22 protein-coding genes are annotated in these 26,110 nt (G+C 65.2%); 9 read left to right on the top strand and 13 right to left on the bottom strand.

Features of this window, described 5'->3' with window-relative positions; translation table 11 throughout:
- The first annotated feature begins 259 nt into the window (after window positions 1-259).
- The gene (locus R2N16_RS13650; protein ID WP_316666275.1) at window positions 260-3,820 is read left to right on the top strand and encodes an indolepyruvate ferredoxin oxidoreductase family protein; all 3,561 of its coding nucleotides are present in this window, start codon (window positions 260-262) and stop codon (window positions 3,818-3,820) included.
- An 83-nt stretch (window positions 3,821-3,903) separates the two neighbouring features.
- On the opposite strand, the gene sbcB is transcribed toward R2N16_RS13650, so the two are convergent.
- Window positions 3,904-5,352 carry an exodeoxyribonuclease I gene (sbcB, locus tag R2N16_RS13645; protein ID WP_316666274.1) on the bottom strand — a complete coding sequence of 483 codons (1,449 nt, stop codon included), beginning with the start codon at window positions 5,350-5,352 and terminating at the stop codon, window positions 3,904-3,906.
- A 141-nt stretch (window positions 5,353-5,493) separates the two neighbouring features.
- On the opposite strand from sbcB, the gene R2N16_RS13640 reads away from it, so the two are divergent.
- Window positions 5,494-6,489: a 2-hydroxyacid dehydrogenase gene (locus R2N16_RS13640; RefSeq protein ID WP_316666273.1), complete on the top strand. Its 996-nt coding sequence runs from the start codon at window positions 5,494-5,496 to the stop codon at window positions 6,487-6,489.
- A 9-nt stretch (window positions 6,490-6,498) separates the two neighbouring features.
- Here the strand turns inward: R2N16_RS13640 and R2N16_RS13635 are convergent, their stop codons facing one another.
- Window positions 6,499-7,122, bottom strand: coding sequence for an HD domain-containing protein (locus R2N16_RS13635; protein ID WP_316666272.1), 624 nt, complete (start codon window positions 7,120-7,122; stop codon window positions 6,499-6,501).
- Window positions 7,123-7,244: 122 nt separating this feature from the next.
- On the opposite strand from R2N16_RS13635, the gene R2N16_RS13630 reads away from it, so the two are divergent.
- From R2N16_RS13630 to R2N16_RS13620, 3 genes are all read left to right on the top strand, one after another.
- Window positions 7,245-7,976 carry a Crp/Fnr family transcriptional regulator gene (locus tag R2N16_RS13630; protein WP_316666271.1) on the top strand — a complete coding sequence of 244 codons (732 nt, stop codon included), beginning with the start codon at window positions 7,245-7,247 and terminating at the stop codon, window positions 7,974-7,976.
- A 102-nt stretch (window positions 7,977-8,078) separates the two neighbouring features.
- Window positions 8,079-9,329 (top strand): MFS transporter, encoded by a 1,251-nt coding sequence (locus R2N16_RS13625; protein ID WP_316666270.1) that lies wholly within the window; start codon window positions 8,079-8,081, stop codon window positions 9,327-9,329.
- 182 nt (window positions 9,330-9,511) lie between these two features.
- Window positions 9,512-10,324, top strand: coding sequence for a ferritin-like domain-containing protein (locus tag R2N16_RS13620; protein WP_316666269.1), 813 nt, complete (start codon window positions 9,512-9,514; stop codon window positions 10,322-10,324).
- Window positions 10,325-10,405: 81 nt separating this feature from the next.
- Here R2N16_RS13620 and R2N16_RS13615 read toward each other — a convergent pair whose 3' ends face one another.
- The 5 genes from R2N16_RS13615 to R2N16_RS13595 form a co-directional block, all read right to left on the bottom strand.
- Window positions 10,406-11,485, bottom strand: a complete 1,080-nt coding sequence (locus R2N16_RS13615) for a porin (RefSeq protein WP_316666268.1) — start codon at window positions 11,483-11,485, stop codon at window positions 10,406-10,408.
- Window positions 11,486-11,875: 390 nt separating this feature from the next.
- Window positions 11,876-12,463 (bottom strand): response regulator, encoded by a 588-nt coding sequence (locus R2N16_RS13610; protein ID WP_316666267.1) that lies wholly within the window; start codon window positions 12,461-12,463, stop codon window positions 11,876-11,878.
- Between the two features lie 139 nt (window positions 12,464-12,602).
- Window positions 12,603-14,591, bottom strand: a complete 1,989-nt coding sequence (locus R2N16_RS13605; protein ID WP_316666265.1) for a methyl-accepting chemotaxis protein — start codon at window positions 14,589-14,591, stop codon at window positions 12,603-12,605.
- Window positions 14,592-14,830: 239 nt separating this feature from the next.
- Window positions 14,831-15,058 carry a hypothetical protein gene (locus tag R2N16_RS13600; protein WP_316666264.1) on the bottom strand — a complete coding sequence of 76 codons (228 nt, stop codon included), beginning with the start codon at window positions 15,056-15,058 and terminating at the stop codon, window positions 14,831-14,833.
- Window positions 15,059-15,255: 197 nt separating this feature from the next.
- The gene (locus R2N16_RS13595) at window positions 15,256-16,044 is read right to left on the bottom strand and encodes an SDR family NAD(P)-dependent oxidoreductase (protein ID WP_316666263.1); all 789 of its coding nucleotides are present in this window, start codon (window positions 16,042-16,044) and stop codon (window positions 15,256-15,258) included.
- Between the two features lie 270 nt (window positions 16,045-16,314).
- Between R2N16_RS13595 and R2N16_RS13590 the strand changes: the two genes are divergently transcribed.
- The gene (locus tag R2N16_RS13590; protein WP_316666262.1) at window positions 16,315-16,803 is read left to right on the top strand and encodes a MarR family winged helix-turn-helix transcriptional regulator; all 489 of its coding nucleotides are present in this window, start codon (window positions 16,315-16,317) and stop codon (window positions 16,801-16,803) included.
- Between the two features lie 79 nt (window positions 16,804-16,882).
- On the opposite strand, the gene R2N16_RS13585 is transcribed toward R2N16_RS13590, so the two are convergent.
- The 4 genes from R2N16_RS13585 to R2N16_RS13570 form a co-directional block, all read right to left on the bottom strand.
- On the bottom strand, window positions 16,883-17,584 hold the full coding sequence (locus tag R2N16_RS13585) for a response regulator (protein ID WP_316666261.1): 702 nt from the start codon (window positions 17,582-17,584) through the stop codon (window positions 16,883-16,885).
- Between the two features lie 143 nt (window positions 17,585-17,727).
- Window positions 17,728-18,678 (bottom strand): S1C family serine protease, encoded by a 951-nt coding sequence (locus R2N16_RS13580; protein ID WP_428984128.1) that lies wholly within the window; start codon window positions 18,676-18,678, stop codon window positions 17,728-17,730.
- Window positions 18,675-19,262 (bottom strand): hypothetical protein, encoded by a 588-nt coding sequence (locus tag R2N16_RS13575; protein ID WP_316666260.1) that lies wholly within the window; start codon window positions 19,260-19,262, stop codon window positions 18,675-18,677. The genes R2N16_RS13580 and R2N16_RS13575 overlap by 4 nt, the downstream gene beginning before the upstream one ends.
- Window positions 19,263-19,395: 133 nt before the next feature.
- A complete protein-coding gene (locus tag R2N16_RS13570; protein WP_316666259.1) occupies window positions 19,396-20,004 on the bottom strand; it encodes a TetR/AcrR family transcriptional regulator in 609 nt (202 codons plus the stop codon).
- 104 nt (window positions 20,005-20,108) lie between these two features.
- Here R2N16_RS13570 and R2N16_RS13565 point away from each other — a divergent pair, with 104 nt between their 5' ends.
- Entirely contained in the window at window positions 20,109-21,590 is a 1,482-nt protein-coding gene (locus tag R2N16_RS13565) for an MFS transporter (RefSeq protein WP_316666258.1), read from the top strand.
- 20 nt (window positions 21,591-21,610) lie between these two features.
- Here R2N16_RS13565 and R2N16_RS13560 read toward each other — a convergent pair whose 3' ends face one another.
- The gene (locus R2N16_RS13560; RefSeq protein ID WP_316666257.1) at window positions 21,611-22,210 is read right to left on the bottom strand and encodes an undecaprenyl-diphosphatase; all 600 of its coding nucleotides are present in this window, start codon (window positions 22,208-22,210) and stop codon (window positions 21,611-21,613) included.
- Between the two features lie 248 nt (window positions 22,211-22,458).
- On the opposite strand from R2N16_RS13560, the gene R2N16_RS13555 reads away from it, so the two are divergent.
- On the top strand, window positions 22,459-23,826 hold the full coding sequence (locus R2N16_RS13555) for a sensor domain-containing diguanylate cyclase (RefSeq protein WP_316666256.1): 1,368 nt from the start codon (window positions 22,459-22,461) through the stop codon (window positions 23,824-23,826).
- Window positions 23,827-24,179: 353 nt separating this feature from the next.
- On the opposite strand, the gene R2N16_RS13550 is transcribed toward R2N16_RS13555, so the two are convergent.
- The gene (locus R2N16_RS13550; protein ID WP_316666255.1) at window positions 24,180-25,091 is read right to left on the bottom strand and encodes a LysR family transcriptional regulator; all 912 of its coding nucleotides are present in this window, start codon (window positions 25,089-25,091) and stop codon (window positions 24,180-24,182) included.
- 194 nt (window positions 25,092-25,285) lie between these two features.
- Here R2N16_RS13550 and R2N16_RS13545 point away from each other — a divergent pair, with 194 nt between their 5' ends.
- Window positions 25,286-26,035 (top strand): SDR family oxidoreductase, encoded by a 750-nt coding sequence (locus R2N16_RS13545; protein ID WP_316666254.1) that lies wholly within the window; start codon window positions 25,286-25,288, stop codon window positions 26,033-26,035.
- Window positions 26,036-26,110 lie beyond the last annotated feature (75 nt).

Here is a 26,110-nt window from a genome sequence, read left to right as displayed (position 1 = left end):
CGCTGATTTTTCCGCAAACGTTGCACGCACCGCACAACCGGTGCAACCCCGCCTTCCAACGCCGTGCATGCGTGCACCGGGCACCACAACCCAGGGAAAACCCACCCCCATTCTTGCTGCGTTGCACGGTGTTCCGAATGTCACGCGATGCTACGATGCCTCGACCCACGGCTGTCTGCCAGTTTCCACAAGAAGCGGCGCGGACGGCACCAAAAGAGACCTGCTGTCGGCGATCCCGGCACACCCACACGGAGCACGCATGAATGCCCCCCTGAACGACGCGCTACGCCGCGCGCTCGAAACCGTTTCCCTGGACGACAAGTACACGCTCGAGCGTGGCCGCATCTACATCAGCGGCACGCAGGCACTGGTGCGTCTGCCGATGCTGCAGCAAGAGCGCGACCGCGCCGCTGGGCTCAACACGGCAGGCTTCATCTCCGGCTATCGCGGCTCGCCGCTGGGTGCGCTGGACCAGGCTCTGTGGAAGGCCAAGAAGCATCTGGCTGGGCACAACATCGTCTTCCAGGCGGGGCTCAATGAAGATCTGGCCGCGACGGCGGTCTGGGGCTCGCAGCAGGTCAACCTGTATCCGTCGGCCAAGTTCAGCGGCGTGTTCGGCATGTGGTACGGCAAGGGCCCGGGCGTTGACCGCACCATCGACGTGTTCAAGCACGCCAACTCGGCCGGCTCGTCCGCACATGGCGGGGTGCTGGTGCTGGCGGGCGATGACCACGCCGCCAAGTCGTCCACGCTGGCGCACCAGTCGGAGCACGTCTTCAAGGCGGCCGGCATCCCGGTGCTGTATCCGTCCAACGTGCAGGAGTACCTCGACTACGGCCTGCACGGCTGGGCGATGAGCCGCTACTCTGGCCTGTGGGTGTCGATGAAGTGCGTGACGGACGTGGTGGAATCGTCGGCGTCGGTGGACGTCGATCCGCATCGCGCGCAGATCATCCTGCCTGAAGATTTCGCCATCCCGCAGGGCGGCTTGAACATCCGCTGGCCCGATCCGCCGCTGGTGCAGGAAGCCCGCCTGCTCGACTACAAGTGGTACGCCGGCCTGTCGTACGTGCGTGCCAACAAGCTGGACCGCGTGGTGCTCGATTCGCCGCAGGCGCGCTTCGGCATCATGACTGCCGGCAAGGCCTACCTGGACGTGCGTCAGGCGCTGGTCGATCTCGGCCTCGATGAAGACACCTGCCGCCGCATCGGCATCCGCCTGTACAAGGTCGGCTGCGTGTGGCCGCTGGAAGCACACGGCGCGCGTGCCTTCGCCGAGGGGCTGCAAGAGATCCTGGTGGTGGAAGAGAAGCGCCAGATCCTCGAATACCAGCTCAAGGAAGAGCTGTACAACTACCGCGACGACGTGCGCCCGCGCGTGTACGGCAAGTTTGACGAAAAGGACAACGCCGGCGGGGAATGGTCGGTGCCGATGGCCAACTGGCTACTGCCGGCGCACTACGAACTGTCGCCAGCGCTGATCGCCCGCGCCATCGCCACGCGGCTGGAGAAGTTCGAGCTGCCGTCGGACGTGCGCGCACGCATTGCCTCGCGCATCGCCATCATCGACGCCAAAGAGAAAGCGCTGGCCAAGCCGCGCATCACCGCCGAGCGCAAGCCGTGGTTCTGCTCCGGCTGCCCGCACAACACGTCGACCAACGTGCCGGAAGGCTCGCGCGCGCTGGCCGGCATCGGCTGCCACTACATGACCGTGTGGATGGACCGCCGCACCGACACCTTCAGCCAGATGGGCGGCGAAGGCGTGGCGTGGATCGGCCAGATGCCGTTCTCGAGCGACCAGCACGTGTTCGCCAACCTCGGCGACGGCACGTACTACCACTCGGGCCTGCTGGCGATTCGCGCGTCGATTGCGGCCCAGGTGAACATTACCTACAAGATCCTCTACAACGATGCCGTGGCCATGACGGGCGGCCAACCGGTGGATGGTCCGCTCTCGGTGCCGCAGATTGCCGCGCAGGTGCATGCGGAAGGCACGTCGCGCATCGTCATCGTCACGGACGAGCCGGAGAAGTACAACGCCGCCATCAAACTGCCCGAAGGCGTGACCGTGCATCACCGCGACCGGCTCGACGCGATTCAACGCGAGTTGCGCGAAGTGCAAGGCACCAGCGTGCTGATCTACGACCAGACCTGCGCGACGGAGAAGCGCCGCCGCCGCAAGCGCGGCACGATGGTGGATCCGGCACGCCGCGCATTCATCAATGACGCGGTGTGCGAAGGCTGCGGCGATTGCTCGGTCAAGTCGAACTGTCTGTCTGTCGAGCCGCTGGAAACGGACCTGGGTACCAAGCGCAAGATCAACCAGTCGTCGTGCAACAAGGATTTCTCGTGCGTGAACGGCTTCTGCCCGAGCTTCGTGACGGCCGAAGGCGCGCAGGTGCGCAAGCCGGAATCGCATGGCGTATCGATGGAGGGCTTGCCGCTGCTGCCGCACCCTGAGCTGCCCGCCATCCAGCGCGCGTATGGCGTGCTGGTGACCGGCGTGGGCGGCACGGGTGTGGTGACGATCGGCGGCCTGCTCGGCATGGCCGCGCACATCGAAGGCAAGGGCGTGACCGTGCTCGACATGGCCGGCCTCGCGCAGAAAGGCGGCGCCGTGCTCTCGCACGTGCAGATCGGCGAACGTCCGGATTCGATCCACGCCACGCGCATCGCCATGGGCGAGGCGGACCTCGTGATCGGCTGCGATGCGATTGTCTCGGCGTCGGACGAAGTACTGTCGAAGGTGCAGTATGGCCAGACGCGCGCCATCGTCAACAGCGCAGCGACGCCGACCGCCGACTTCATCAAGAACCCAAACTGGCGCTTCCCGGGCAGCTCGGCAGAAGCCGACATCCGCGCCGCCGTGGGCGACGCCTGCGCCTTTGAAGACGCCGCTGGTCTGGCCGTACGGCTGCTGGGCGATGCGATCTACACCAACCCGCTGGTGCTCGGCTTTGCTTGGCAGAAGGGCTGGATTCCGCTCACGCACGACGCGCTCATCCGCGCCATCGAACTCAACGGCGTGGCCGTCGAGAAGAACAAGACCGCGTTCGAATGGGGCCGCCACCTCGCGCAAGACCGCGATGCGGTGCTCAAGCTTGCCGACGATGCCCCACGCGCCAAGGCCGATGTCATCGCCCTGCCCTCGCTGGATGCGCTGATCGCCCGCCGTGTCGATCTGCTGACCGCGTACCAGAACGCCGCGTATGCCGCTGAGTTCCGCGCAGTGGTCGAGCGCGTGCGTGCCGCCGAGGCCACCGTGGTTGGCGCTGGCCAGCCGCTGGCGCTCACGGAAGCCGTGGTGCGCAACCTGTCGAAGCTGATGGCGTACAAGGACGAATACGAAGTCGCCCGCCTGTACACCGATCCGGCATTCCTCGACAAGCTGCGCGCGCAGTTCGAAGGCGAACCCGGCCGCGACTACCAGCTCAACTTCTGGCTCGCACCGCCCATGATGGCCAAGCGCGACGAGAAGGGCCACCTGATCAAGCAGCGCTTCGGTCCGAGCACGATGCGCATCTTCAAGCTGCTGGCCAAGCTCAAGGGCCTGCGCGGCACGGCGTTCGACATCTTCGGCAAGACCGAAGAGCGCCGCACCGAGCGCGCGCTGATCGGCGAGTACCGTGCACTGGTCGATGAACTCGTGAAGGGGCTGACGGCGCAGAAGCTGGGGCAGGCTGTCGAACTGGCCCGCCTGCCGGAGGACATCCGCGGCTTCGGCCATGTGAAGGACGCCAACCTGGCGGCGGCGCGCATCCGCTGGAACAAGCTGCTGACGCAGTGGCGCGATCCGGCAGCGGCGCAGAAAGCCGCCTGATCGGCGTTTAGCATCGCCATGAAAAACGGAGGCTTCGGCCTCCGCTTTTTCTTTGCGCGCGTCCGCTTCGTCTGCCCGGCTGCTCAGCCCGGCACGATCTGCTGTGCGTAGTCGTACAGATCCTGCAGGATGGTCTGGGCACGCGCGTCGCCTTTCTCCGCGGCTTCCGCGCCCAGTTGCTGAAGCCGTTCGCCGAAGATCTCGAAGGTCAGATAGCCATCGCGGCCTTCAAACAAGCGCTCGGCGCGCAGTTGCTCCCACTGCTCGTATTCCGCCTCGCTCAACGTATCGGGGAAGTTACGCGCGCGGTAGTGGAACAGCAGTTCAGGCAGGCGCGCATCGGCAAAATCCGCATGCAGGCGCGCGAGCTGTTCGCCGCTGAGCGTGCGCAGCTCGTTGAGCAGGCGGCGGTCGTCGTTGCCGACGAATCCGCCGTAGAGGTTCTGGTCAACGTCTTCGATCGGCTCCAGCTCGCGGGCGTAAACCTGGCGCCAGGTGTCGCGCATGTCCGGCGCACCCTGGGCGATGGCGGCGTGGCGCTCGATGGTGGCGAAATCGATGCCCCAGCGTTCTGCCTGCGCTGGCTGCAACGTCTTCATGTTGCTGATCACGATGGGCGACTTGTTGATGTGGATCGACTTGATCGGCAGTCGCGTGGTGCCTTCGGCCAGATCGGCCGTGCGCGTGAACATGCGCTCGCGGATGGTGGCGACATCCATGTGGAACAGTTCGGACGGGTCGAACGCCAAATCCCACACGATCAGTTCGTTCTTGTTGGTCGGATGCCCGCCCAGCGGCCACACTACGGCCATGCAGCCGCGCTCCACGCCGTACATGCCGGAGATGTGCAGCAGCGGCCGTGGCGCATCACCGATCTCGGCCACCACGCGGTCCTTCTTGCGCAGCGCAAGACAAAAATCGAACAGGCGCGGCTGCGCGTTGCGAATCAGGCGCGCCAGCGCAATCGTCGCGCGCACATCGGACACCGCATCGTGCGCCGCCTCGTGCACCAGCCCGTTGGCCTTGGACAGATGCTCAAGCTTGAAGCTCGGCTTGCCGTCCTCGTGTGTCGGCCATTGGATGCCGTCGGGGCGCAGTGCCCAGGTCGTGCGCACGACGTCGAGCAGATCCCAGCGTCCGCATTCGTTCTGCCATTCGCGTGCGTACGGGTCGATCAGGTTGCGCCAGAACAGGTGGCGCGTGACCTCGTCATCGAAGCGGATGGTGTTGTAGCCGACGCCAATCGTGCCGGGCGTACCCAGTTCGCGCTCGATGGCCTGCGCGAAGCGGTATTCCGGAATGCCTTGCTTAGCACACTGCTGCGGCGTGATGCCGGTGATGAGGCACGACACCGGATCGGGCAGACAATCGTTGGACGGCTGGCAGAACAGTTCGACCGGCTCGCCGATCTCGTTCAGTTCGGCATCGGTGCGGATGCCCGCAAACTGCGCCGGACGATCACGGCGCGGCACGGCGCCAAAGGTTTCGTAGTCGTGCCAGAGAAAGGTCTGGCTCACGGGTGACGGGGGCACGGCGTGACTCGCTGGAAAAGACTGAAGATGCCGGCATGCTAACAGCCCGGCCGCCCAGGGCGCGCAAACCGACAGGGCGCGGGAGTAAGCTAGCGCGGTTGCCCACCCCCTCCAGCTGGCCGAAGCGCCCGAGCCACCACCATGCGCATTCTCTTCTTCAGCAGCCACCGTTATGACGAAGACAGCTTCCGTGCCTCACGCGCGCGCGGCGGCCACAGCTTCGACCTCGTCTTCCAGCGCGCGCACCTTGACGCACAAACGGCCTCCCTCGCAGCGGGCTTTGAAGTGGTGTGTCCGTTCGTGAACGACACGCTCAGTGCGGACGTGCTCGAAGCGCTGGCCGCGGGCGGCACGCGGTTGATCGCGCTACGCTCGGCGGGCTTCAACCACGTCGATCTGCCCGCCGCGCAGCGGCTGGGGCTGACGGTGGTGCGCGTGCCCGCGTATTCGCCACACGCCGTGGCCGAGCACGCGGTCGGCATGATCCTCACACTCAACCGGCGACTGCACCGTGCCTGCAATCGCACGCGCGAAGGCGATTTCTCACTGGATGGATTGCTGGGCTTCGACCTGGCGGGCAAGACCGTCGGCGTAATCGGCACCGGGCAGATCGGGCAGGTGTTCGCGCGCATCATGGCGGGCTTCGGCTGCCAGTTGCTGGCATTCGATCCGTTTCCGCAAAGCGCGCTGGCGGCGCAGGGCGTGCACTACGTGCCGCTGCCGGAATTGCTGGCGCGAGCCGACATCGTCAGCCTGCACTGTCCGCTCAACGCTGACACACACCACCTGATCAACGCCGGCGCTCTCGCCAGCATGAAGACCGGCGCGATGCTCATCAACACGAGCCGCGGCGGCCTGGTCGACAGCCCCGCGCTGATCGACGCCCTCAAGAGCGGCCAGCTCGGCCACCTCGGGCTGGACGTGTACGAAGAAGAGGCCGATCTGTTCTTCGAAGACCGTTCCGCCGATGTGCTGCAGGATGATGTGCTGGCGCGGCTGCTGAGCTTTCCCAACGTCATCGTCACCGCGCATCAGGCGTTCTTCACGCGCGAGGCGCTCGCGGGCATTGCCGACACCACGCTCGCCAACGTGGCGGCGTGGGCGGCAGGCGCACCCGTCAATGTGGTGAAGGCTTAGGCCGGCACATTAAGCCGCCTCGGCTTTCGGCTGGGACAGCTCGGTTTCGCCTTCCTTTACGTAGATCGAGTTGCGCGGCTTGGCCAGCACGCGTCGCACCATCGGCTCGAAAAACGAGAGCGGCAGGTTGTCGTAATCGGCCATGAAGGCGGCGGCGTCGTACTTGGCGCAGAACTCGGCGGTGCGCTCGAACAGTTCGGGCTGGCTGCGGTACTGCTCGCGCAGGTTGCGGTCGAGCCCGAGATGGTGGAAGAAGTAGTAGCCCTGGAAGATGCCGTGCTTCTCGACCATCCACAGGTTTTCGGGGCTGACGAACGGCTTGAGGATGGCTGCGGCGATGTCCGGGTGGTTGAAGCTGCCCAGCGTGTCACCAATGTCGTGCAGCAGCGCGCAGACCACGTATTCCTCGTCGCGGCCATCACGGTAGGCGAGCGTGGCGGTTTGCAAAGAGTGCGCGAGACGATCGATCGGGAAACCGCCGCAATCGCCGTCGAGCAGCTTCAGGTGCGCGAGCACGCGGTCGGGCAATGCACGGGCATAGGGCATGAACTCGGCCGAGATGGCGGCCCAGTCTTCGCGGGTGCCGTGCTCCATGTGGGAAAACGTTGCGCGCGGGGTGGTGTGGTGCGTCATGGGGTGTCTCCTTCGTCGCCAGAATGGTCGCGTCGGTGCCGCGTCGTTTTCAATGGCTGGCTGCGCGGCTAGCGGACCATTCTCTGCCCTGCGCTTGGATGCAGACTGTCAAGCGTTTGACAATGATCGGACTGCCTTCGCCGCATCCTGCCGCCATGCCCGCAGACACCTCCCACGCCGCCCCCGCTCCCACGCCCGCGCAACTCGCGCAAGGCTGGCTGCTGGAAGCCCCCGCCGACCTGCTGGCCGAGATCGCGCCCACCGCACGCCTGATCACCTACCCCGACGGCGAATGCATCCACTCGCACGGCGGTCCCGCGCAGGGTATGTTCCTGATCGTGCGCGGCCGCGTGCGCATCAGCCGGACGACCGATGGCGGCAGCGAACTCGTCTATGGCGTATTGCGTGCGGGCGAATGGTTTGGCGAGATCGCGCTCATCGACGGCGGCGGCCGCACGCACAGTGCCCACGCGCAGGGGCCGACCACGCTGATCCTGCTGGGCAGCGCCGCGTTTGCGCGTGTGGTGTCGGCCTACCCGGCCGGCATGTGGGCGCTGATGCAGCAGCTCTGCCAGCGCATCCGCCTGATCTTCGACGAGTTCGAGCACGCCAGCGAGATGCCCGCCGATGCGCGCCTCGCCCAGCGACTGCTGCAGCTCGCCCGCGCCGGCGACGGCCGCACCGTGGCCGCCAGCAATGAAGAGCTGGGCCGCATGCTGGCACGCTCGCGGCAGACGATCTCCAAGTACCTGCAAGCCTGGCAGCGCGCCGGCTGGGTACGCTGCCACTACCGGACGGTCGAGATCGTCGATACGGCAGCTTTGCGGATGCTGATCGACGGCCACGCTCGCTGAGCGCGCCCCGCGCATGGGGCACGCGCGCCACAACCTGCGCCGATAGAATGGATTTTTGCCGCGCAGATCTGCCCGCCGCCCGCCTCCACCGCTCCCACCTCCATGACCCCCATGTTCTCGCCGGGCTCGCCCGAGGGCCGGCGCCTTGTGTTGCTGCTCGGCCTCGCGCAAATGGTCTCGTGGGGCACGTTGTACTTCACCTTCACCGTGTTTCTGGCGCCAATGCACGACACGCTCGGCTGGGCGCGGCCGTTTCTGGCCGGCGGGTTCTCACTCGGGCTGCTGGTGTGGGCACTGTGCTCGTTCTGGGTCGGGCGCGCGCTGGACCGCTGGCCGGCGCGCCGCGTGATGGGTGCGGGCACCGTGCTGGCGGCGGCGGGCCTGCTGGCGTGGTCCCTCGTCGCCAACGAGGCGGCCTTCCTGCTGCTCTGGCTGCCGATGGGCCTGGCGATGTCCACCACGCTCTACGACCCGGCGTTCGTGGTGCTGCGCCAGGCGTTTGGGGAGGCGTATCAACGCCCCATCATCGGCCTTACGTTGATTGCGGGATTCTCCAGCACGCTGTGCATTCCGCTCGCGCAATGGGGCGTGGAACACCTCGGCTGGCGGCACACGCTGCAACTCTTTGCGCTGGCGCATGTGCTGATCTGCCTGCCGATCCATGCGCGGCTGCGTGTGCGGCCGCCTGTGCACGCGCCTGCCGAAGCGCTGGACCCGACGGCGCCGGTGCATGCCGCGGCATGGCGCATGGTGCTGCGCTTGCCGGTGTTCTGGGCCGTGGTGTTGGCCTTCGTGGCCACCAGCCTGGTCGCCACCGTGCTGGGCGCGCACCTGATTCCCCTGCTCACCGAGAAAGGCGTGCCGACCAGCCGCCAGTTGCTCATCGCCGCGCTCATCGGCCCGGCCCAGGTGCTTGGCCGGCTAGCGATGATGCGTTCGCGCCCGGCCCACCCGGTGCGCATTGCACCGTGGACGTACGGCGCCATGGCAGCAGCGCTCGTCTTGCTCGCGCTCTCCAGCGGGCCACTGCTGATCGTGTTTGCGCTCGTCTACGGCGCCGCAAACGGCATCAACACCATGGTCCGCGCGATTGCGATGCCGGAACTGGTTTCGCGCAACCAGTACGCTACGCTCAACGGGCTGATGATGACGCCCGTGCTGCTGGCGCAGGCCAGCGCGCCATGGCTGGGCGCACTGCTCTGGCGGGCCACCGGCGGCTATGCGGCAGTCGAATGGACGATGGTTGTGGCCGCCCTCGTCGCGCTCGCAGCCTTCGTTTATGGCTTGCGGCACGCGCGAAAACACCCGGTGCCTGCCCCGGCGTCGCGTACCGAGGTGACGCAATCGTCATGACGTATTCAGCACTTTGCACGCAGAAAATTGCTTTTCGGAACCTTTGCAAGCGCACATCTGTCTTGAAACATGAGACGTGATGTTTCATTCTCATAGCAGAGGCGGCCCGCTTTTGCGAGATTGCCAACGGAGGAAGCGCCGTGTCACCGGTTCATCTGGAAACATCATCTGCGAGCGAGCGCATGCCGTGGTCGATCCAAGAGATCGCCTACGACCGCATCGACGTCGCACGCGTGCGCGAAAACGGCACGCTGTTCTACCTCGTTGCCAGTGCCTCGTTTGTCGAGAGCGGCTCCGACCTCTATGCCGGCAACCTCGCGCAGTACTACGCCGACCACCCCGAAACCGCACACTGGCTGATCCACCATTGGGAACGCGAAGAACTGCAGCACGGCCGTGCATTGCGCCGCTACGTTGAAACCGTCTGGCCGGAGTTCGATTGGGAGCGCGGTTACGCCCGCTTCTTCGACGAATACTCGGTCACCTGTTCGGTCGACCAGTTCGAGCCCACGCAGGCGCTGGAAATGGTCGCGCGCTGCGTCGTCGAGACCGGGACGGCGACCTTCTACCGCGCCATCGCGCAGGCCGCCGCCGATGCCGACGAGCCGGTGCTGCGAGACCTCGCCAGCCGCATCTCCGCCGATGAGGTGCGGCATTACAAGCATTTCTTCCGTTTTTTCAACGAGTGCAACGCGCACGAGGGCGTGGGCCGCACGCGCGTGCTCAAGGCGCTCGCCTCGCGCCTGCGTGAAATCAAGAACGAAGATTCGATGATCGCCCTGCGCAATGTGCTGCGCATCGAGCGCGGCCAGGAAGATGTGCCCGAAGCCGATGTCCGCGCGCTGAACTCGCGCGTCAGTGCGCTGGTGCGCTCTTATCTGCCGATCGACATGGCGGCCAAGATGCTGCTCAAGCCGCTGCGCCTGCGCCCAGGGTTCGAGCGCTCGATCCGGCCGCCCTTGGTGGCCGTGGTGCGGCGGGTGATCCTGCACTAGGTCGCAGCGCACGACGGATGCGCCAACGAAAAAACCCGGGCCGAAGCCCGGGTTTCTCCTATCTGACCGACGGAATGTCGATTAGAACTTGTGGCGAATGCCAACCATGGCACCCATTTGGTTGTTGCTGCTGCCGTCCGTGCTCGTGAAGACGTCGCCAATGCCAGCCACGCCCAGCGGCAACGCTGCATTGCTGCTGTTCTTGGCGTAAGCCAGGTTCAGGTAAGCGTCGGTGCGCTTGGACAGCGCGTAGTCGCCGCTCAGGACAAACAGCCAAGGATTGCCTGCGCCGGTGGTCTTGAAGTTCTGGTAGTAAGCCGTACCCGTCAACGTCAGAGCCGGCGTCGCCTGGTAGCCGGCGCCCAGCCAGTACAGGTTGGAACGCAGCACCGAGTCGGTTGCCAGCGGGTGGGTCATGTTGAGCCAGCGATAACCCGCGTACAGCTTGGCCGGGCCGTAGACATACGTACCGCCGATCGTCGCGCGTTGCACCTTGAGGTCGGATGCAATGCCGTAGGCCGCGGGCACGTTCGTGTTCCCGTTCATTTGGTCATACACGGCACCCACGGCAAACGGGCCGTTCGCGTAGTTCAGTCCAAGGCTCCACTCGCGACCCAGCTTGCTCGCACCGGCAATCTCCTGACCATCGTTGCGCGTCGAGTACAGCGCCGAAGCCGTCAGGCCAGCGAACGTACCCACGTACTTCACCGCGTTGTCTGCGCGGCCCGCCATGGCGGCGTCCTGCGAAACCAGCGAATAGCGCGAAACCGCCATCGGGTCGTACTGCAGACCGAAGTCATACAGCAAGTTCTGCTGGCGGCCTAGGGTCAGACGGCCCCACTGGCCCTCCAGACCGACGTAGGCGTTACGGCCGAACAGACGATCACCTTGGCCCATCTTGCCGTCATCAATACTGAAACCGCTTTCCAGGTTGAAGATGCCCTTCAGGCCGCCGCCCAGGTCTTCAGCGCCGCGCAGGCCCCAGCGCGAACCGGACATACCGCCCGACTGCAGGGCACCACGAGAACCGCCGTTACCCGGCGCCTTGTTCACCCACTCAACGCCAGCATCGACCACGCCGTACATCGTCACGCTCGATTGAGCAAATGCACCAGCCGAAACCAGGGCGGCAGCAGCGGCCGCAAACAGCTTGATCTTCATATCGTTTTCCTTGAAAAAACTATCGCGGGAATTTGCGATCGGCGGCCATTATGTGTTCCGACGCCGCACATTCAACAATTTGAAAAACCGGCTGTGGTAAATATGAAACCTAAGTATTTATGGCGAAATTCATCATATCAATCAATGCCTTGCACCAACATCTAGATGGGCGTAAGAACGGCTTACAAGAAGGAAATCCAACGCCTTACACGGCGTAATCCATTTAACTTACAAAATCATCCAAGCGATGATAGAAATTAAAGTATTGGCACGCGTTGCTTTTCGATTATTATTCGGCCCGAAGCTTGAATGACAGTTTCACAGCTTCATATCGACTTTAAGAGACCGCCCTAAAAAGCGGTCTCTTTTTTTGCCCGTGACCTGCGCCGATCAGTCTGCCGGGGCGCCGATCTTCCTGGAGATGCGATGCTTGAAGGTGGACACCGTCTTGGGTGAGATCCCGAGGCGCTTGGCGATCTCGGTGTTCCGGTGGCCTTCGGCCAGCAGTTGGTTCACACGCATTTCACGCTGGGTGAGCGTGGCAACGCCAGCACCTTCCGACGGCCCCATCGCGGAGGCCGGAAACGAGAGGTAGCCGCGTGCCGCCAGCAACAGTGCCGCCGTCAGCACGGATGTCGCTTCCGATTTCGGCACGTAGGCGTTGGCGCCGGCCAGGAATGCGAGCCGTGCCTCGTTGCCGGTGGTCTGGGCAGACGTGACGACCAGGCCGATGTCGTGGCGCTGTGCGCGCACGCGGCGCACGAGTTCCAGGCCGTCCAGGCTCGGCAGATTGATATCAACGATGGCGAGCTTCGGGCGCGCCGAGCGGATCAGCTGCAGCCCCTGCGCGCCATCGGCCGCCGTGGCAACAAGCTGCAAACGCGGCGAGCCAGCGAGCAGCGCCTGAATGGATTCGAGAACGATCGGGTGGTCGTCAATCGCGACGACAGAATGGAAGGCTGGATCTGCGGGGGACATGGGGGCGGTGCCTGAGCGGGGGACATATTGCGAGTCCGCCGTGCGGATCAGGTTCCGCTCGGTACAGGTTTGCACGATTGCACGCCAAACCTTGTACCGATTGCAACGCCACGCCATCAATTCATGACATCTTGCCGGCTCAGGCGAGCCGGAACACGCCTACCGCGCCGTGCAGTTCCTGGGCTTGTTGGCGCAGGCTTTCGGCGGCGGCCGCCGCTTCTTCGACCAGCGCGGCATTCTGCTGCGTCACCTCGTCCATCGACGTGACCGCGTGGTTGACCTCTTCAATGCCTTGCGACTGCTCGCGCGAGGCGTGGCTGATCTCACCCATCAGACCGGCGATGCGTTCCACGCGCGTCACGATGTCCTCCATGGCATCACCGGCACCGCGTGCGGCCTCGTTGCCGGCCTGCACCTCCTCGACCGAGCGATTGATCAATTCCTTGATCTCCTTGGCGGCGGCCGCGCTACGCTGGGCGAGGCTGCGCACTTCGCCGGCCACGACGGCGAAGCCGCGGCCCTGTTCGCCCGCGCGTGCGGCTTCAACGGCGGCGTTCAGCGCCAGGATGTTGGTCTGGAACGCGATGCCGTCGATGATGCCGGTGATGTCGGCGATCTTCTGCGCCGTGGCGTGGATGCCCGACATGGTGCCGACCAGCCGCTCGACAGTCTGCCCGCCGGCGTTGGCCGCCTCGCTGGCGGATTGCACCATGTCGTGCGCGTGGTGAGCGCTCTCGGCGTTCTGGCGCACGGTGGCGGCCAGTTGTTCGATGCTCGATGCGGTGCGCTCCAGGTTACCGGCCTGCGCTTCGGTGCGTGCGGAAAGATCCGCGTTGCCCGCCGCGATCTGGCCGGTGCTCGACGCAATGGTGGAGGCGCTGGCGCGGACCTTGTCGACGATGCCCGAGAGGCCGTCGCCGACGCCATTCACGGCGCGCATCACCTGGCCGATTTCATCGCGTCGGGTGGTGGGCAGGCGGTGCGTGAGATCACCTGCGGCCACGCGCTGGGCAACGTTCACCACCTCCGCCAGCGGCGCGCTCACGGCACGGCGCAGCATCCAGTACAGCCCGCCGGCCAGCAGCGCGCCGAGTGCTAGACCCAGCAGCAGGAAGCGGTTGCGGGCGGCAACCAGATCGGCGTCGAGTTCATCCACGTAGGCCGTGCCGGCAATCACCAGCTGCCAATCCGGGTAGTGCGTGAAGACGGTCAGGCGCTCACGCGCGGTGCCGCCTTCCGTGTCGGCCAGCGTATGACGCAGCGTGCCGTCCTTGCGGGCGATCATCTCGCGCACCCAGGCTTGGCCGCCGGCGTCTTTGGCGTCGAGCAGGTTCTTGCCTTCACGGTCTTGCGCGTGGTCGATCAGAACCTTGCCCTGGTCCGCGCCGGGCTTGCCGTCGATGACGAAATAGCCGCCCGTCTGGCCGATGCCGTGTGAGCGGATCTTGTCCTTGAGCAGCGCCAGTTCCGAGCGCACGTCCACACCCACGTACAGCGCGCCGATCACCTTGCCCGACGCATCGCGCACGGGTTCGTACTTGCTCATGTAGGGCACGCCAAACAGCCACGCCAGGCCGCGGAACGGCTCGCCGGCCATCAGCGCCTTGTAGCTCGGGTGGGCGCGATCGAGCAGCGTGCCGATCGCGCGTTCGCCGTTTTCCTTCTTGAGCGAGGTGGTCACACGCACGAAGTCGTCACCGGTGCGGGCGAACACGGTGGCGATCGTGCCGCCGGTGCGCGCGAAAAACTTGTCCGGCACGGTGAAGTTGAGGTTCAGCACCGTGTCGCCGCTCTTGAAGGTGGGCGTGGGCTTGCCGGCCACTTGCACGATCTGCGCCGGGTCCACGCTGTAGGGGCCGGGCGCGGCGTCGGCAAAGGCGGTGAGGAAGCGGTCGGCCTCGGTGCGCATGGAGCCGTCGAACAGGCCGATCATGTCGCGCATGGCGGCCTCCTGGTTATGCATGGCCGATTGCGTATTGGCCTCCAGCATGCGCAGGCTCGATTGCGAGTTCGCCAGTGCAAACATGCCGAACACCAGCACCAGGGCGATCAGGCCAATCATGGCCAGCCGCGTACCGAGGCTCGTCGGAGGTTGTGAAACTTCAGAAAGGGGCGCAGACGCTCTCATGCTTTTTTTCCTGGGGGTCGTCAGTCGGGTTAACAACGGATCAACCGGGAAAAGCTTGAGCGCAAACGTTTTACAACCTGCTTTGTCTGGCAAACCAGACATGGCGTCTGTGATTCCAGACGTCACGGTTGCAGGTCGGGCCGTTGCCGGGTGTCCCCGTGTCGGCAGCCGTCCGTTGCAATGTTTGGGGCCGGGGCGTGCCCACCAGGATGCCTGGGGGCACATGGCGGGGACGTGGCTCAGTAACCGACCACCGTGTACTGCGGGAATTCAGCCTCGAACGCCTTTTCCAGGTCATCGGCGCTGGCGACCGCGGAGGTGTAGACAGCCGTTGTGGTGCCGCTGTTGTAAGCCAGCGTGACCGCCCAGGCGGCGTGTGCCTGGTTGACGCGGTCGCGGGCGGCCTGGGCCGCCAGTTGGCCGGGGCCGTTATCCGGTTTGGTTCCGTAGACTTTGCAGTTGGACATGGCAATCACTCCGAAGATGTGGAAGGAATGCCGCCAACGCACGGGCGAGGACACACTCGGTCTGGCTGGCCTGCGTTCTCAACGATACGGGCGAACAGACGCGCTGCCGGCTTGTCCCGCCGGCATGCACCAGCGACAAGGCCAGCGTAAAAGCCGGGGCCGCGCGCCGGAATGGTGCATTCGTCAGGGCTGACGTTCTAGAACGCCGACTTCACGACCCCGCCGTCCACACGCAGCGCAGCGCCGGTCGTGGCCGACGACAGCGGGCTCGCCACATAGGCAACCAGGTTGGCCACCTCCTGCGTGCTGGCAAAGCGCTTGATGAGCGAGGTCGGCCGCGCCGTCTCGAAGAAGGTCTTCTCGAACGCTTCGAAACTCTGGCCGCCGGAGAGCTTCTCGACAAACGCATCCACGCCTTCGGAACGCGTCGGCCCCGGCAGCACGGCGTTCACGGTGATGGCCGTGCCCGCGGTCAACTCGGCCAACCCACGCGAAAGGCCCAGCAGCGCGGTCTTCGTTACACCGTAGTGGATCATCTCCACAGGGATCTGCACGCCGCTCTCGCTGCTGATGAACACGATGCGGCCCCAGTTCTGCGCACGCATGCCGGGCAGGTACTTGCGGGACAGACGTGCGCCGCTCAACACGTTCACGTTGAAGAAGTGCAGCCACTCGGCGTCATCGATTTCCTCGAACGGCTTGGGGTCGAAGATGCCCAGGTTGTTGATGAGGATGTCGACCTTGGGAAAGCGACCAAGCAACGCGTCGACCTGGATCGGGTTGGACAGATCACCGGCAAAGCCCTCAACCTGGGCGTCGGGCACCTCGGTGCGCAGGCGTGCAATCGCGTCGTCTACCGACGCTTCGGTGCGGCCGTTGACGATCACGCGGGCGCCTTCGGCGGCCAGTGCTACAGCAATGGCATGACCGATGCCCTTGGTGGAGCCGCTCACGAGAGCGAGCTTGTTCTGAAGGTGGAGGTTCATGGCGTTCGAAAAAGGAATATGGAGGAGGACGAGCACGGCGCACCACATGGTGCGGAGGCAACGTTTCAACCATGATACGAACCACCCCGCCTCTTGGCAGCCGCAATCGTTTTGCAGCGATATCCAACGAGATTTGACGATCAGCGTTGGTGTCGATCCCGGCTTGACGGCCTGGGCAAGCGACGATTAGTGTGCAATGAAGCACGCCAGCGTTACGGGAATGCGGCGCGCCTTACAAGCCGGATCACCGGCAGAACGGGGAGCACCACCATGAGCATCGACGTACAAACACCTGAGGCGGCCGACACCAGCACCAGTGAAGGCGCCTACCAGCTTGACACCATGGACCGCGATACCAACATCGGTCGGCTCGTGCATCGGGTCCGACACGCGTTGGTGACGCACATCGACAGTGCCCTGGCATCGCTGGACCTGACCGCCGCGCAGTGGACGGTCGTCATCTACCTGGCCGAAGACCTGGCCACCACGCCGGCCGAACTCTCGCGGCTGCTGCACTACGATCCGGGCGCGATGACGCGGCTGATCGATCGGCTGGAGAAGAAGAACATCGTCAAGCGCGCGCCCAGTGATGCGGATCGCCGCTCGGTGGTGGTCTCGCTCACCGAGCAAGGCCGCGCGCTGTATCCGGAAATCCGGCCGCTGATCATCGACGTGCTGAACCACCTGCTGCGCGGGTTTTCGCAGAGCGAGGTCAAGCAGTTGGAGAACCTGCTGCTGCGCGTGCTGCATAACGCCTGACCGGTTCAGGCGTTCGCAGTTAGGCAGTCTCGGCCGGCGGTGCTGCCGGCATGCAGGGCACGCGCGCACCGCTCAGCGCTCACTGCCCCTCAAGCTCGTGCTTGATCTTGAACAGCTCGGTATCGGTGCGGATACCCAGCTTGCGATAGGCGGACTGCTTTTGCGAGCTGATGGTCTTGATGCTGCGCGCGAACTTCTCGGCAACGTCCGTGACCGACATGCCGTCGAGGCAGCAGCGCAGCACTTCGCGCTCACGCGGACTGAGTTCGGAGCGGTCTAGCAGGGCAGAGAGCTTGTTGGTGCCATTGGCGGTGGGCGCGGGCGCATCGGCAGAGAGGGCATCGCGCTCCATCTCGGCAGCCAGCGCAGCATTCAGGCGCTTGCCGCCCGCAGCCACGGTGCGGATGGCGCGCACCAGTTCCGAAAGCTCCTCTTCCTTGCCGACAAACCCGCGTGCGCCGGCATGCATGACCATGCCAACCGTCGCCTTGTTGTGATGCGCCGAAGCCACCAGGATCTTCAACTCCGGATAGCGCACGCGAATCAGGCGGATCAGGTTCAGCCCGTCGATCTCTGTGGGCCCCAGCGAGTAATCCATCAGCAGGACATCCACCTCGAGGGTGTTGTCCTTGAGTGCCCGCACGATTTCGCGGCCCGACGCGAACATGCCGCAGACCTCGATGTCGGCCTCCTGCTTCAGGCGCGCAGCCAGACCATGGCGGACGACCGCATGGTCATCGAGCACGACCACGCGGATCGGTCGGGTCGCGGTCCAATTCATGTTGGCAGGTTCCTCTCGGCTTGTTTTGAGTGACTGCACAGGCGCGCTTGCATGCGCATCGCACGGCCAAACGGGTCACATATTAATGTCTTCACGACCTGACCTGAACCGCGCTGAATGGATGCCGAGCGTTGCGAGGGTCTTTATTTGGCCTCGACAACCGTGTCGTCGCGGGCATAGATCGAACAGTTTTGATAGTGCTCCTTGCACGACGACACCGCGCGGAATTCAGCGTTCTGGCCCCACTCGTAGACGAATTGATCGCCGTCGGCAGCCACGAAGATTTTCGGCCACGGCTTGCGCAAATACACACCAAACGCGGCTTGCGACTTCGGGCCCAGTTCACCGGGCTTGCGCGGCTCCGGCGCACCCGCGGCCACGGTTGCCGTTGCAGTCGTCGTGTTCGCCACCACCGCCGACGCGGCAGCGGCACGCTCGGCCAGCGCCTTTTGCGCGCGTGCGGGCACATCGTTGATCCACTCGGCCGGCGCGGCAAAGTTCAGGTTCTGCCCGTAGACGGCGGACACCATGCGCGACGTGATGCCGACCAGCCGCGCGTTGCTGTCGAACAGGCCGCCGCCACTAGAGCCCTGCGAGATCGCAGCCGAAGTCTGGATGGCCTTGAGCTGGCCGCTGTCGTCGTGCCGCAGCGACGAGATCAACCCCTCGCTGATCGTCAGGTCAAACCCCAGCGGATTGCCGATCGCGTAGACCTTCTGCCCCGTCACCAGCATGCTGCTCGGGACGATGGTGACAGCGGGGTAGTGGAAATCGGCAACGCGCAGCTGGCACAGGTCGCGCTGTACGTCGGGATACAGCAGGCGCGCGCCAAAGCTGGCGTTGCCGCGCTTGAGGCTGACCTGCTTGCCGCCGCGCAGCACGTGGCAGTTGGTCACGGCCAGCCCGTCGCCGATCACCACGGCGCTGCCGATGGCCAGCGGCTGGCCGGCGGCGTTGGACACGCGCACTTCCCAGATGCTGGGCGCGACCTTGGCGAACACTTCGGCCGGCTCCAGCGCAGCAGCCGGCAAGGCGGCCAGTGCCGATGCAGTGGCTAGCAACGTGCGGATCATGAGGGCGGTGCGGCGGGTCATTGCGGCGTCAGCAGGTCGGAAAGGTCGCTCAGCGTAGTGGAGCCGTCTTCGGAACGCGTCTTGTCGCGCAGGAAGGCGACGTCCGCGTCCGTCAGGTCGGGGCAGCTTCCCGTGCCCCAGGACGGGTTGATCCGATAGGTACGGTAGCGCGCGTTGATGGCGTGCCACGACCGGCCGTCGTCAGACTCGACCACGCCGGCGCGGCACACATGAGCGTTGGTCGGGTAGCTGGCCGTCATCTTGTACTGCTTGCCTGCCTGTGGCACGAACGTCGCCGATACACCGCAGCGGTAAATGAGCGTGCCCGCGGTGCGGATGAAGCTGGCGCCGAGCGCGGTCGGCACACCGGCCAGCACGCGGATTGGCCGCGTCGCATCGGCCGGCTTGAGCGCGGTGCGCGGGTTGCCGCAATGCTTGGCGTCGTCAAACGTGAGAATGGTGGCGTTGGTGCTGGCCAGCGGGCGGATGAAATCCACCGTGGCGGTGTTGGCACCGGCAGGCGGCTCCGTATAAGGCGCCGCGCAGCCGGTCAGCCACAGTGCGCCCCCGATTCCAATGGCCGCAGCAATCGTTCGGCTCGTCATACCCTTTTCCCCCGGGACTCTTTCGTTTGGTGTCTTTGTGCAACTGCGCACAAGTGTAACCAAACGTGGCGCGAGGGAAGACAGCCCCGCCGCGCGGACGTTGCTTGCGCGCGGCGAGCGCTGGGGAATCCGCTCAGGCGACGGCCGCATCGATGCGCGCCTGCGTGCTGCGGCGCGCGCGCTCGAACACCGCCATGTCGTCCATCAAAAACGCCACGTTGGCGTTGGAGCGGAACGATTCGATTTCGAAGACGAGCTGGTCGACGTCGACATCGGCGCGCAATTCACCGGCGGCCTGTGCTGCGGTAATCGTCTCGCGAAAGCGTGCGCGCACCGACTCGCGATGTGCGCGCACGCGATCCTGGATGACGCCCGGGCGCGCGCGGTATTCGTAGCTGGCCGCACAGACAAAACACCCGCCCGGCGACGCCCCGCCGGCCACGTAGTCGAACCAGCCCTCGGTCAGCGCACGCAGGCGGGCAAGCGGGCTTTCCAGCGCCAGCGCTGGCTCGACCACCCGCTCGCGGTATTGCACGACGCCCGCGTCCAGCGTGGCGAGCTGCAGCGTTTCCTTGTCGCCGAAGAGCACCTGGATGTTGCCCTTGCCCACGCCCGCGTCGGTGGCCACGCGGCCGATGGTCAGGCCCTCCAGCCCATCGGTGGAGGCGATGGCGGTGGCGTGCTCCAGCACCTGTGCGCGCGCACGTTCACCACGCTGGCGGCGGCCGTCGGTTTCGTTCATGGCAATGCCCTATCGACGAGTGGGGTCAACGCAATCGGCGCTTGACGTAGGTCGATCGCTCTCTAGTATACGTACGACCGTATATTAATAACCCGAGATCCCCCATGTCAACGGAATCCCTTCCTGCCGGTGGCGTTGCCAGCTCGGCCGCAAAATTGGCTGCAAAACGGCACTGGCCCGCGCTGGCGGCGCTGCTGACCGGCAACTTCGTCACCATTCTCGACCTGTTCATCGTCAATGTGGCGATTCCGGACATCCGTGCCGGTCTGCACGCCAGTTTTGCCGAAATTCAGCTCGTGATGGTCGGGTACAGCGCGGCCTATGCGGTGTTCCTGCTCAACGGCGCGCGCCTGGGCGACCTGTTCGGGCGCAAGCGCATGTTCCTGGCCGGCATGGCGCTGTTCACGCTCGCATCCGCACTCTGCGGGCTGGCGACCACGCCGTGGATGCTCATCGCCATGCGTGTCGGCCAGGGCTTGGGGGCGGCCATTCTGATGCCGCAGGTGATGGCGTCGCTGCGTGTGCTGTTTGACGGCGATGCACGGCGCCGTGCATTCGGCACCATGGGCGCGGTGCAGGGCGTGGCCGCATCCGTCTCGCAGATCATCGGCGGCTGGTTGATTGCGCATCCGCTGGCGGCCGACGTGTCGGGCTGGCGCGCGGTGTTTCTGGTGAATGTGCCGATCGGCATTGCCGCGCTCCTGGCAGCGCGCACCTTCGTGGCGGAATCGCGGGCGCCGGTGGCAGCGCGGTTGGACGTGCATGGCGCTGTGGCTGGCGCGGTGGCACTGGCGATGCTGCTGGTGCCGATCATGCAGGGCCGCGAGTCCGGCTGGCCGTGGTGGTCGTGGGCAGTGCCGCTGGCGTCGCTGCTGGTGTTCCGCCACTTTGTGCGGGTGGAACGGGCACTGTCGGCAGCGGGCCGCGTCCCCATCATCGAAATGGCGCTGTTCCGCAACCGCAGCTTTGTGCTGGGCGTGCTGGCCATCTTCCTGTTCTACACGGCCATCAGCTCGTACTTCCTGGCGCTGACGATCTTGCTGCAGTTCGGGCGCGGCTTGTCGGCGTTGGCAGCGGGGCTGGTGTTCACACCGGCGGCCATGGCGTTCTTTACGGGCTCGCTGACAGCGCCCCGCCTGGCTGAACGCATCGGGCAGCGTGCCTTGCTGCTGGGCGTGGCGATCTTCGCCGTGGGCATGGTGGTGCTGGCTGGCATGGCGCAGCTGGGCGCAGGCACGGCCTGGCTGATCCTGCCGCTGATGCTCAACGGCTTTGGGCAAGGCATGGTGATTCCGCTGTCGCTCAACACCATTCTCAGCGGCGTGGAAACCGCCCAGGCCGGCATGGGCGCCGGCACGGTGACGACCATGCAGGCCGTCGGCAACGCGGTGGGCGTGACGGTGGTGGGCGTGCTGCTGTTCTCGCTGCTCGGCCAAGTGGATGGCACGGACGGCACGGTTGCCGCGAACGCCGCCACGCACGCTGCCCACTACGGCCACGCATTCGCGCTGGCCACGCTCTACAACGTGGGCGCGACGGTGCTCGCCTTCGTGCTGTTCTGGCGCGCGTGGCGCCGGCACGCTTAAACGGAGCTTTTATGCCGGGCTTACTTGCGCACCCAGCCGCGCCGCACGCAGGGTGCCAGCACGATGCGATGCAATGCCAGCCCCAAGCGGTGCAGCGGCTCCGACAGCGTATGCGCCACGCGCCCGCTGCACAGCCATGCGCTCAGGGCCGACACAGCCGCCGCGCCCAGCATGTCGAACGGATAGTGCACCCCCAGATAAATGCGCGCCCACGCCATCGGCAAGCCCAGTAGCGCCAGCAACACCCCCACGCGGCGCAGACGTGCGTTCCACATCAGGCTGAACGCCACGGTCCACAGCGCGGTCAGGTGGTCGCTCGGGAACGACGAATCCGGCGCGTGCGGCAGCAGATTGGTGCCCAGTTCAATCGCAAACGGCCGCGGGTGATACCACGCCAGGCCAAAGCCGACATTGATCAGCAACGCCAGCGCCGCGGCCACGCCCGTCTGCAACGCCTGGCGGCGCGTGGTCGGCTCGCCCCATAGCCAGCCGGCCACGAGCGTGAGCGGCACCAGCCAGATGGCGTATTCGGCAAAGGCCATCGCCAGCCAGACGGTGGTGGCCGAAGCGTCGGCCGGCGCATTGATCCAAAGAAACAGCGTGTGATTGAGTGATTCCATACAGCGTTGGCCAAGGGGCCCGAGTGATTCAACAACGGTGAGATGCCCGGCCCACACTACGGAACATTCCCTTCAATTCCCTTGGAGCAAGCCTGTGGACAAGAAGGCTAGCCCGCCAGACTTAGGCCAGTCGTAGCCATGCCCCGATCACTGCCTAGGCTTTTCCCACCGCTGGCCGCTGCCTATCATGTAGGCACACCGACACGCGAGCAGGTCGGGCGCGCACACTCTCGAACCGCGGGGGGCGGATGGAAAGTTTTCTGATTCAGCGGGCCACACACCGGCAAGCGATGTTTGCCGGCGCGATTGCGTTGCTGATCCTGTTGACGCTGGCCGTGGCCGCACCGCGCGCAGGCCAGCCATGGCCGCCGATCAACCCGTTCATGCCAATGTGCGCCTTGACGGTGTTCACCACGGCGAGCATCGCCGCATTTCTGCTCGGCGCGCAGTTCACCGTCACGCGGCAGCCCATGCTGGGCGCACTGGGCGGTGCCTATGCCTTTACCGCGCTGGCCGTGGCGTTGCAGTTGCTGATGTTCCCCGGCGTGTTCTCGCCCACGGGCCTGTTTGGCGCCAGCCCCACCAGTGCTGCGTGGATGTGGGTGTTCTGGCACGGCGGCTTTCCGCTGTTCGTGATCCTGGCGGTGCTCATGCGCGACCGGTTCTCGCGCAAGGCCATTGCTGCCGGGCGCGTCGGCCGGTGGGCCTGGCTGCTGATCGGCGGGCCGGTGGTGGTGGCTGTGCTGCTGTGCAGCTTTGCCGTGCTGACCAAGCTGCCGCCGCCGCTGCACGCCACCAATGGCGACAACCCGGTCGCGGTCGTCCTGTGGGCCATCAACGCCATTGCCGTGCTCACGGTGGTGGCCAGCGGCCGCCTGCGCGCGGTGCTCGACGTGTGGCTGGCGATTGCCGCACTGGCCTGCCTGACCGACACCACCCTCAACCTGCTGAGCACCGACCGCTTTACCGTGGGCTGGTACGTGGCACGCCTGTTCAGCATGTTCGCGCCCGGCGTCCTGGTCTGCGTGCTGGTGTGGGAAGTGACGGCGCTGTACCGGCGGCTGTTCGAGGCGCATGTGTCGCTGCGGCAGGCATCCGTGCGCGATGCGTTGACCGGCCTGTACAACCGCACCTACTTCAACGAGCAGATCGGCATGCAGATCAGCGCTGCCCAGCGCAGCGGGCAGCCGCTCTCGCTGGTGATGGTCGATGTCGACCACTTCAAGCGCTACAACGACGCCTTCGGCCACCTCAAGGGCGATGCCTGCCTTGCAGCCGTGGCCCACGCACTGGCCGGCGCGGTGCTCCGCCCGGCAGACTTCATCGCCCGCTACGGCGGCGAGGAATTCATCGTCGTCCTGCCCGACACCGATGCCGACGAGGCCCAGGCGCTGGCCGAACGCGCGCGTGAAGCCGTGCTGCGCCTGCGCATCGAAGCCACCGCGCCGTCGCGCTATGTGACCGTCAGCGCCGGTTGCGCCACCTCCGTGCCGGGCGCGGGCGCCCTCTCCATCGACACGCTGGTCGAAACCGCCGATGCCGCGCTGTACCGGGCCAAGGCAGCCGGACGCAATCTGGTGATGAGCGCGCAGCGCGTGCCGGCTGCGCTCACGTAACGCACGTCAAACGATCAAGCACCGCAGAGCGTTTGTCTCGCCCGTCTTTGCTGTCTTCTTTATTTCTTTTGTATATAAAAATAGTAGTAGTAGATAACGGTGGAGCGTTTCTGTGGATAGCTGCAGAAAACACTTTCGCGTCAACGATTTGCAACGTGCACAACCCATCGGACAGCATGTGCCGTTGCGTGGATGACTCGTGCAGAGCGTGCACCACCCTGTCGACCTACGCCAAAGTTATTCCTGTGCTGTGGACAACCTGACCCCGGACAACCAACACAGTTGTCCCTGAAGTTCTTCACGTCCTTATCCACATATCCACAGCGACACTCCCGCCAATGCAGCGGGTGACGTCAGCGGCCCCGCTCAAGCCGCGCCGGGAAAGCCTCCACCAGCCAATCAATGAAGACTCTCAGGCGATGCGTGACATGGCGCGCCTGCGGATAGACGACGTGGAACGGGTAAGGCGCCGGCCGCCACGGCTTCAGGATTTCCACCAGAGAACCGTCGTTGATCGCGGCTTCGGCCGCATAGCCAAAGGTCTGCACGATCCCCAGGCCCGCCAGACAGGCGGCCAGGTGGGCATTGCTCTCGTTGACGCCGAAGCGCTGCTCGACCTTGATCTCGGTCTTTTCGCCGTCGCGCTCGAAGCGGAATGGAACCGCTCGGCCTGTCTGGCTGAACACGTAGCTCACCAGCCGGTGGCCATTCTTCAATTCTTCAGGGTAGGCCGGCGTGCCGAACTGCTTGAGGTATCCCGGGGTGGCGCACGTGATCAGCGGTGCGTCGCCCAGGCGACGTGCGACCAGGGACGAGTTGTCCAGGGGGCCACCACGAATGACACAGTCGACGTTGTCCGCAATCAGATCCACCGAGCGGTCTGACACGCCCAGGTCGATCCTGATCTCGGGGTAGTGGGCAACGAACTCGGGCAGCAGAGGAATGAGCACATCGCGCGCTGTCGAGCCACCGACATCGATGCGCAAAGCCCCCCGCGGCCGCCCGCGTGCGAGGCTGAACGAGGCGTCGATGTCTTCCAGGTCGCGCAGGATTCGCGTGCTCTTGGCGTAGTACTCCTGACCTTCCGGTGTCACCGTGACGCGCCGCGTCGTCCGCTGCAGCAGGCGTACACCCAGATGGGCTTCCAACTCCTGCACCTGCTTGCTGACCGTGGCAATGGGCATGTCCAGCGAATCCGCCGCCCGCGTGAAGCTGCCCGCCTCCACCACCCGCGCAAAGGAGCGCATTGCCAGTAGTTGATCCATTCGAATGTTCCTGCCGCCCTCGCAGCCCTGAATTATCTATGGTGGTGGATAGTAATTCCATTTGCCAAGCTTTTTCAGAAACTGAGAGCGCCCTACAGTGCCTCCATGCCCAACGCGACGGGGCAACACAGAGCAAGACGTATCCCGCCGCGAGGTCATGCATCCAAACCTGAAATCACGACATGGAGCACATCATGAACAAGCAACTCGAAGGCAAGATCGCCCTCGTCACGGGGGGTAGCAGCGGCATCGGCCTTGGCGCCGCCAAGGAACTCGCAGCCCAGGGCGCGCGGGTGTTTATCACCGGACGTCGTCAGGCTGAACTGGATGCCGCCGTCGCAGAGATCGGCCCCGGGACGACCGCATTGCGGGCCGATGCGTCGGTGCTATCCGACCTCGACGCCGTCTATGCCCAGATTGCCAAGGTGGCCGGCAAGCTGGACATTCTGTTCGCCAATGCCGGCGGCGGCGACATGATGCCCCTGGGCGCCATCACCGAAGAACATTTCGACCGGATCTTCGGCACCAATGTGCGCGGCGTGCTGTTCACGGTGCAGAAAGCGCTGCCGCTGCTGACCGACGGCGCATCGATCATCCTGACGTCGTCCACGGTCTCTGTTCAAGGCACGGCCAACTTCAGCGTCTACAGCGCCAGCAAGGCGGCGGTGCGCAATTTCGCCCGATCCTGGGTGATGGATCTGAAGGATCGCGGTATTCGCGTGAATGTCGTGAGCCCCGGCCCCATTCGCACGCCGGGCCTGGGCGGGCTGGCATCCGATGAAACGCGCCAGGGCCTGTTCGACTTCCTCGCCGCCCAGGTGCCGCTGGGTCGTCTGGGGGAGCCGTCGGAAGTGGGCAAGGCCGTCGCCTTTCTTGCCTCCGATGCTGCCAGCTTTATCAACGGCATCGAGTTGTTCGTCGACGGCGGGATGGCTCAGGTTTGAGGGGGCTTGGTCGACAGCGGCGACCCATCTTCAGCGGCGCAAGCCGCTGAACAGCCTCCCATGCGCGGGCATCGA

Source organism: Ralstonia psammae (genome assembly GCF_958405935.1).
GTDB lineage: Bacteria > Pseudomonadota > Gammaproteobacteria > Burkholderiales > Burkholderiaceae > Ralstonia > Ralstonia psammae.
The sequence above is the reverse complement of the archived record's forward strand: the minus strand, read 5'-3'. Positions and strand labels throughout refer to the sequence as shown.

Excerpts from the sequence above, each read along its gene's own strand:
- R2N16_RS13650 (WP_316666275.1), top strand. The coding sequence starts at position 260 with ATGAATGCCCCCCTGAACGACGCGCTACGCCGCGCGCTCGAAACCGTT.
- R2N16_RS13640 (WP_316666273.1), top strand. The coding sequence starts at position 5,494 with ATGCGCATTCTCTTCTTCAGCAGCCACCGTTATGACGAAGACAGCTTC.
- R2N16_RS13635 (WP_316666272.1), bottom strand. The coding sequence starts at position 7,122 with ATGACGCACCACACCACCCCGCGCGCAACGTTTTCCCACATGGAGCAC.
- R2N16_RS13630 (WP_316666271.1), top strand. The coding sequence starts at position 7,245 with ATGATCGGACTGCCTTCGCCGCATCCTGCCGCCATGCCCGCAGACACC.
- R2N16_RS13625 (WP_316666270.1), top strand. The coding sequence starts at position 8,079 with ATGACCCCCATGTTCTCGCCGGGCTCGCCCGAGGGCCGGCGCCTTGTG.
- R2N16_RS13620 (WP_316666269.1), top strand. The coding sequence starts at position 9,512 with ATGCCGTGGTCGATCCAAGAGATCGCCTACGACCGCATCGACGTCGCA.
- R2N16_RS13615 (WP_316666268.1), bottom strand. The coding sequence starts at position 11,485 with ATGAAGATCAAGCTGTTTGCGGCCGCTGCTGCCGCCCTGGTTTCGGCT.
- R2N16_RS13610 (WP_316666267.1), bottom strand. The coding sequence starts at position 12,463 with ATGTCCCCCGCAGATCCAGCCTTCCATTCTGTCGTCGCGATTGACGAC.
- R2N16_RS13605 (WP_316666265.1), bottom strand. The coding sequence starts at position 14,591 with ATGAGAGCGTCTGCGCCCCTTTCTGAAGTTTCACAACCTCCGACGAGC.
- R2N16_RS13600 (WP_316666264.1), bottom strand. The coding sequence starts at position 15,058 with ATGTCCAACTGCAAAGTCTACGGAACCAAACCGGATAACGGCCCCGGC.
- R2N16_RS13595 (WP_316666263.1), bottom strand. The coding sequence starts at position 16,044 with ATGAACCTCCACCTTCAGAACAAGCTCGCTCTCGTGAGCGGCTCCACC.
- R2N16_RS13590 (WP_316666262.1), top strand. The coding sequence starts at position 16,315 with ATGAGCATCGACGTACAAACACCTGAGGCGGCCGACACCAGCACCAGT.
- R2N16_RS13585 (WP_316666261.1), bottom strand. The coding sequence starts at position 17,584 with ATGAATTGGACCGCGACCCGACCGATCCGCGTGGTCGTGCTCGATGAC.
- R2N16_RS13580 (WP_428984128.1), bottom strand. The coding sequence starts at position 18,678 with ATGACCCGCCGCACCGCCCTCATGATCCGCACGTTGCTAGCCACTGCA.
- R2N16_RS13575 (WP_316666260.1), bottom strand. The coding sequence starts at position 19,262 with ATGACGAGCCGAACGATTGCTGCGGCCATTGGAATCGGGGGCGCACTG.
- R2N16_RS13570 (WP_316666259.1), bottom strand. The coding sequence starts at position 20,004 with ATGAACGAAACCGACGGCCGCCGCCAGCGTGGTGAACGTGCGCGCGCA.
- R2N16_RS13565 (WP_316666258.1), top strand. The coding sequence starts at position 20,109 with ATGTCAACGGAATCCCTTCCTGCCGGTGGCGTTGCCAGCTCGGCCGCA.
- R2N16_RS13560 (WP_316666257.1), bottom strand. The coding sequence starts at position 22,210 with ATGGAATCACTCAATCACACGCTGTTTCTTTGGATCAATGCGCCGGCC.
- R2N16_RS13555 (WP_316666256.1), top strand. The coding sequence starts at position 22,459 with ATGGAAAGTTTTCTGATTCAGCGGGCCACACACCGGCAAGCGATGTTT.
- R2N16_RS13550 (WP_316666255.1), bottom strand. The coding sequence starts at position 25,091 with ATGGATCAACTACTGGCAATGCGCTCCTTTGCGCGGGTGGTGGAGGCG.
- R2N16_RS13545 (WP_316666254.1), top strand. The coding sequence starts at position 25,286 with ATGAACAAGCAACTCGAAGGCAAGATCGCCCTCGTCACGGGGGGTAGC.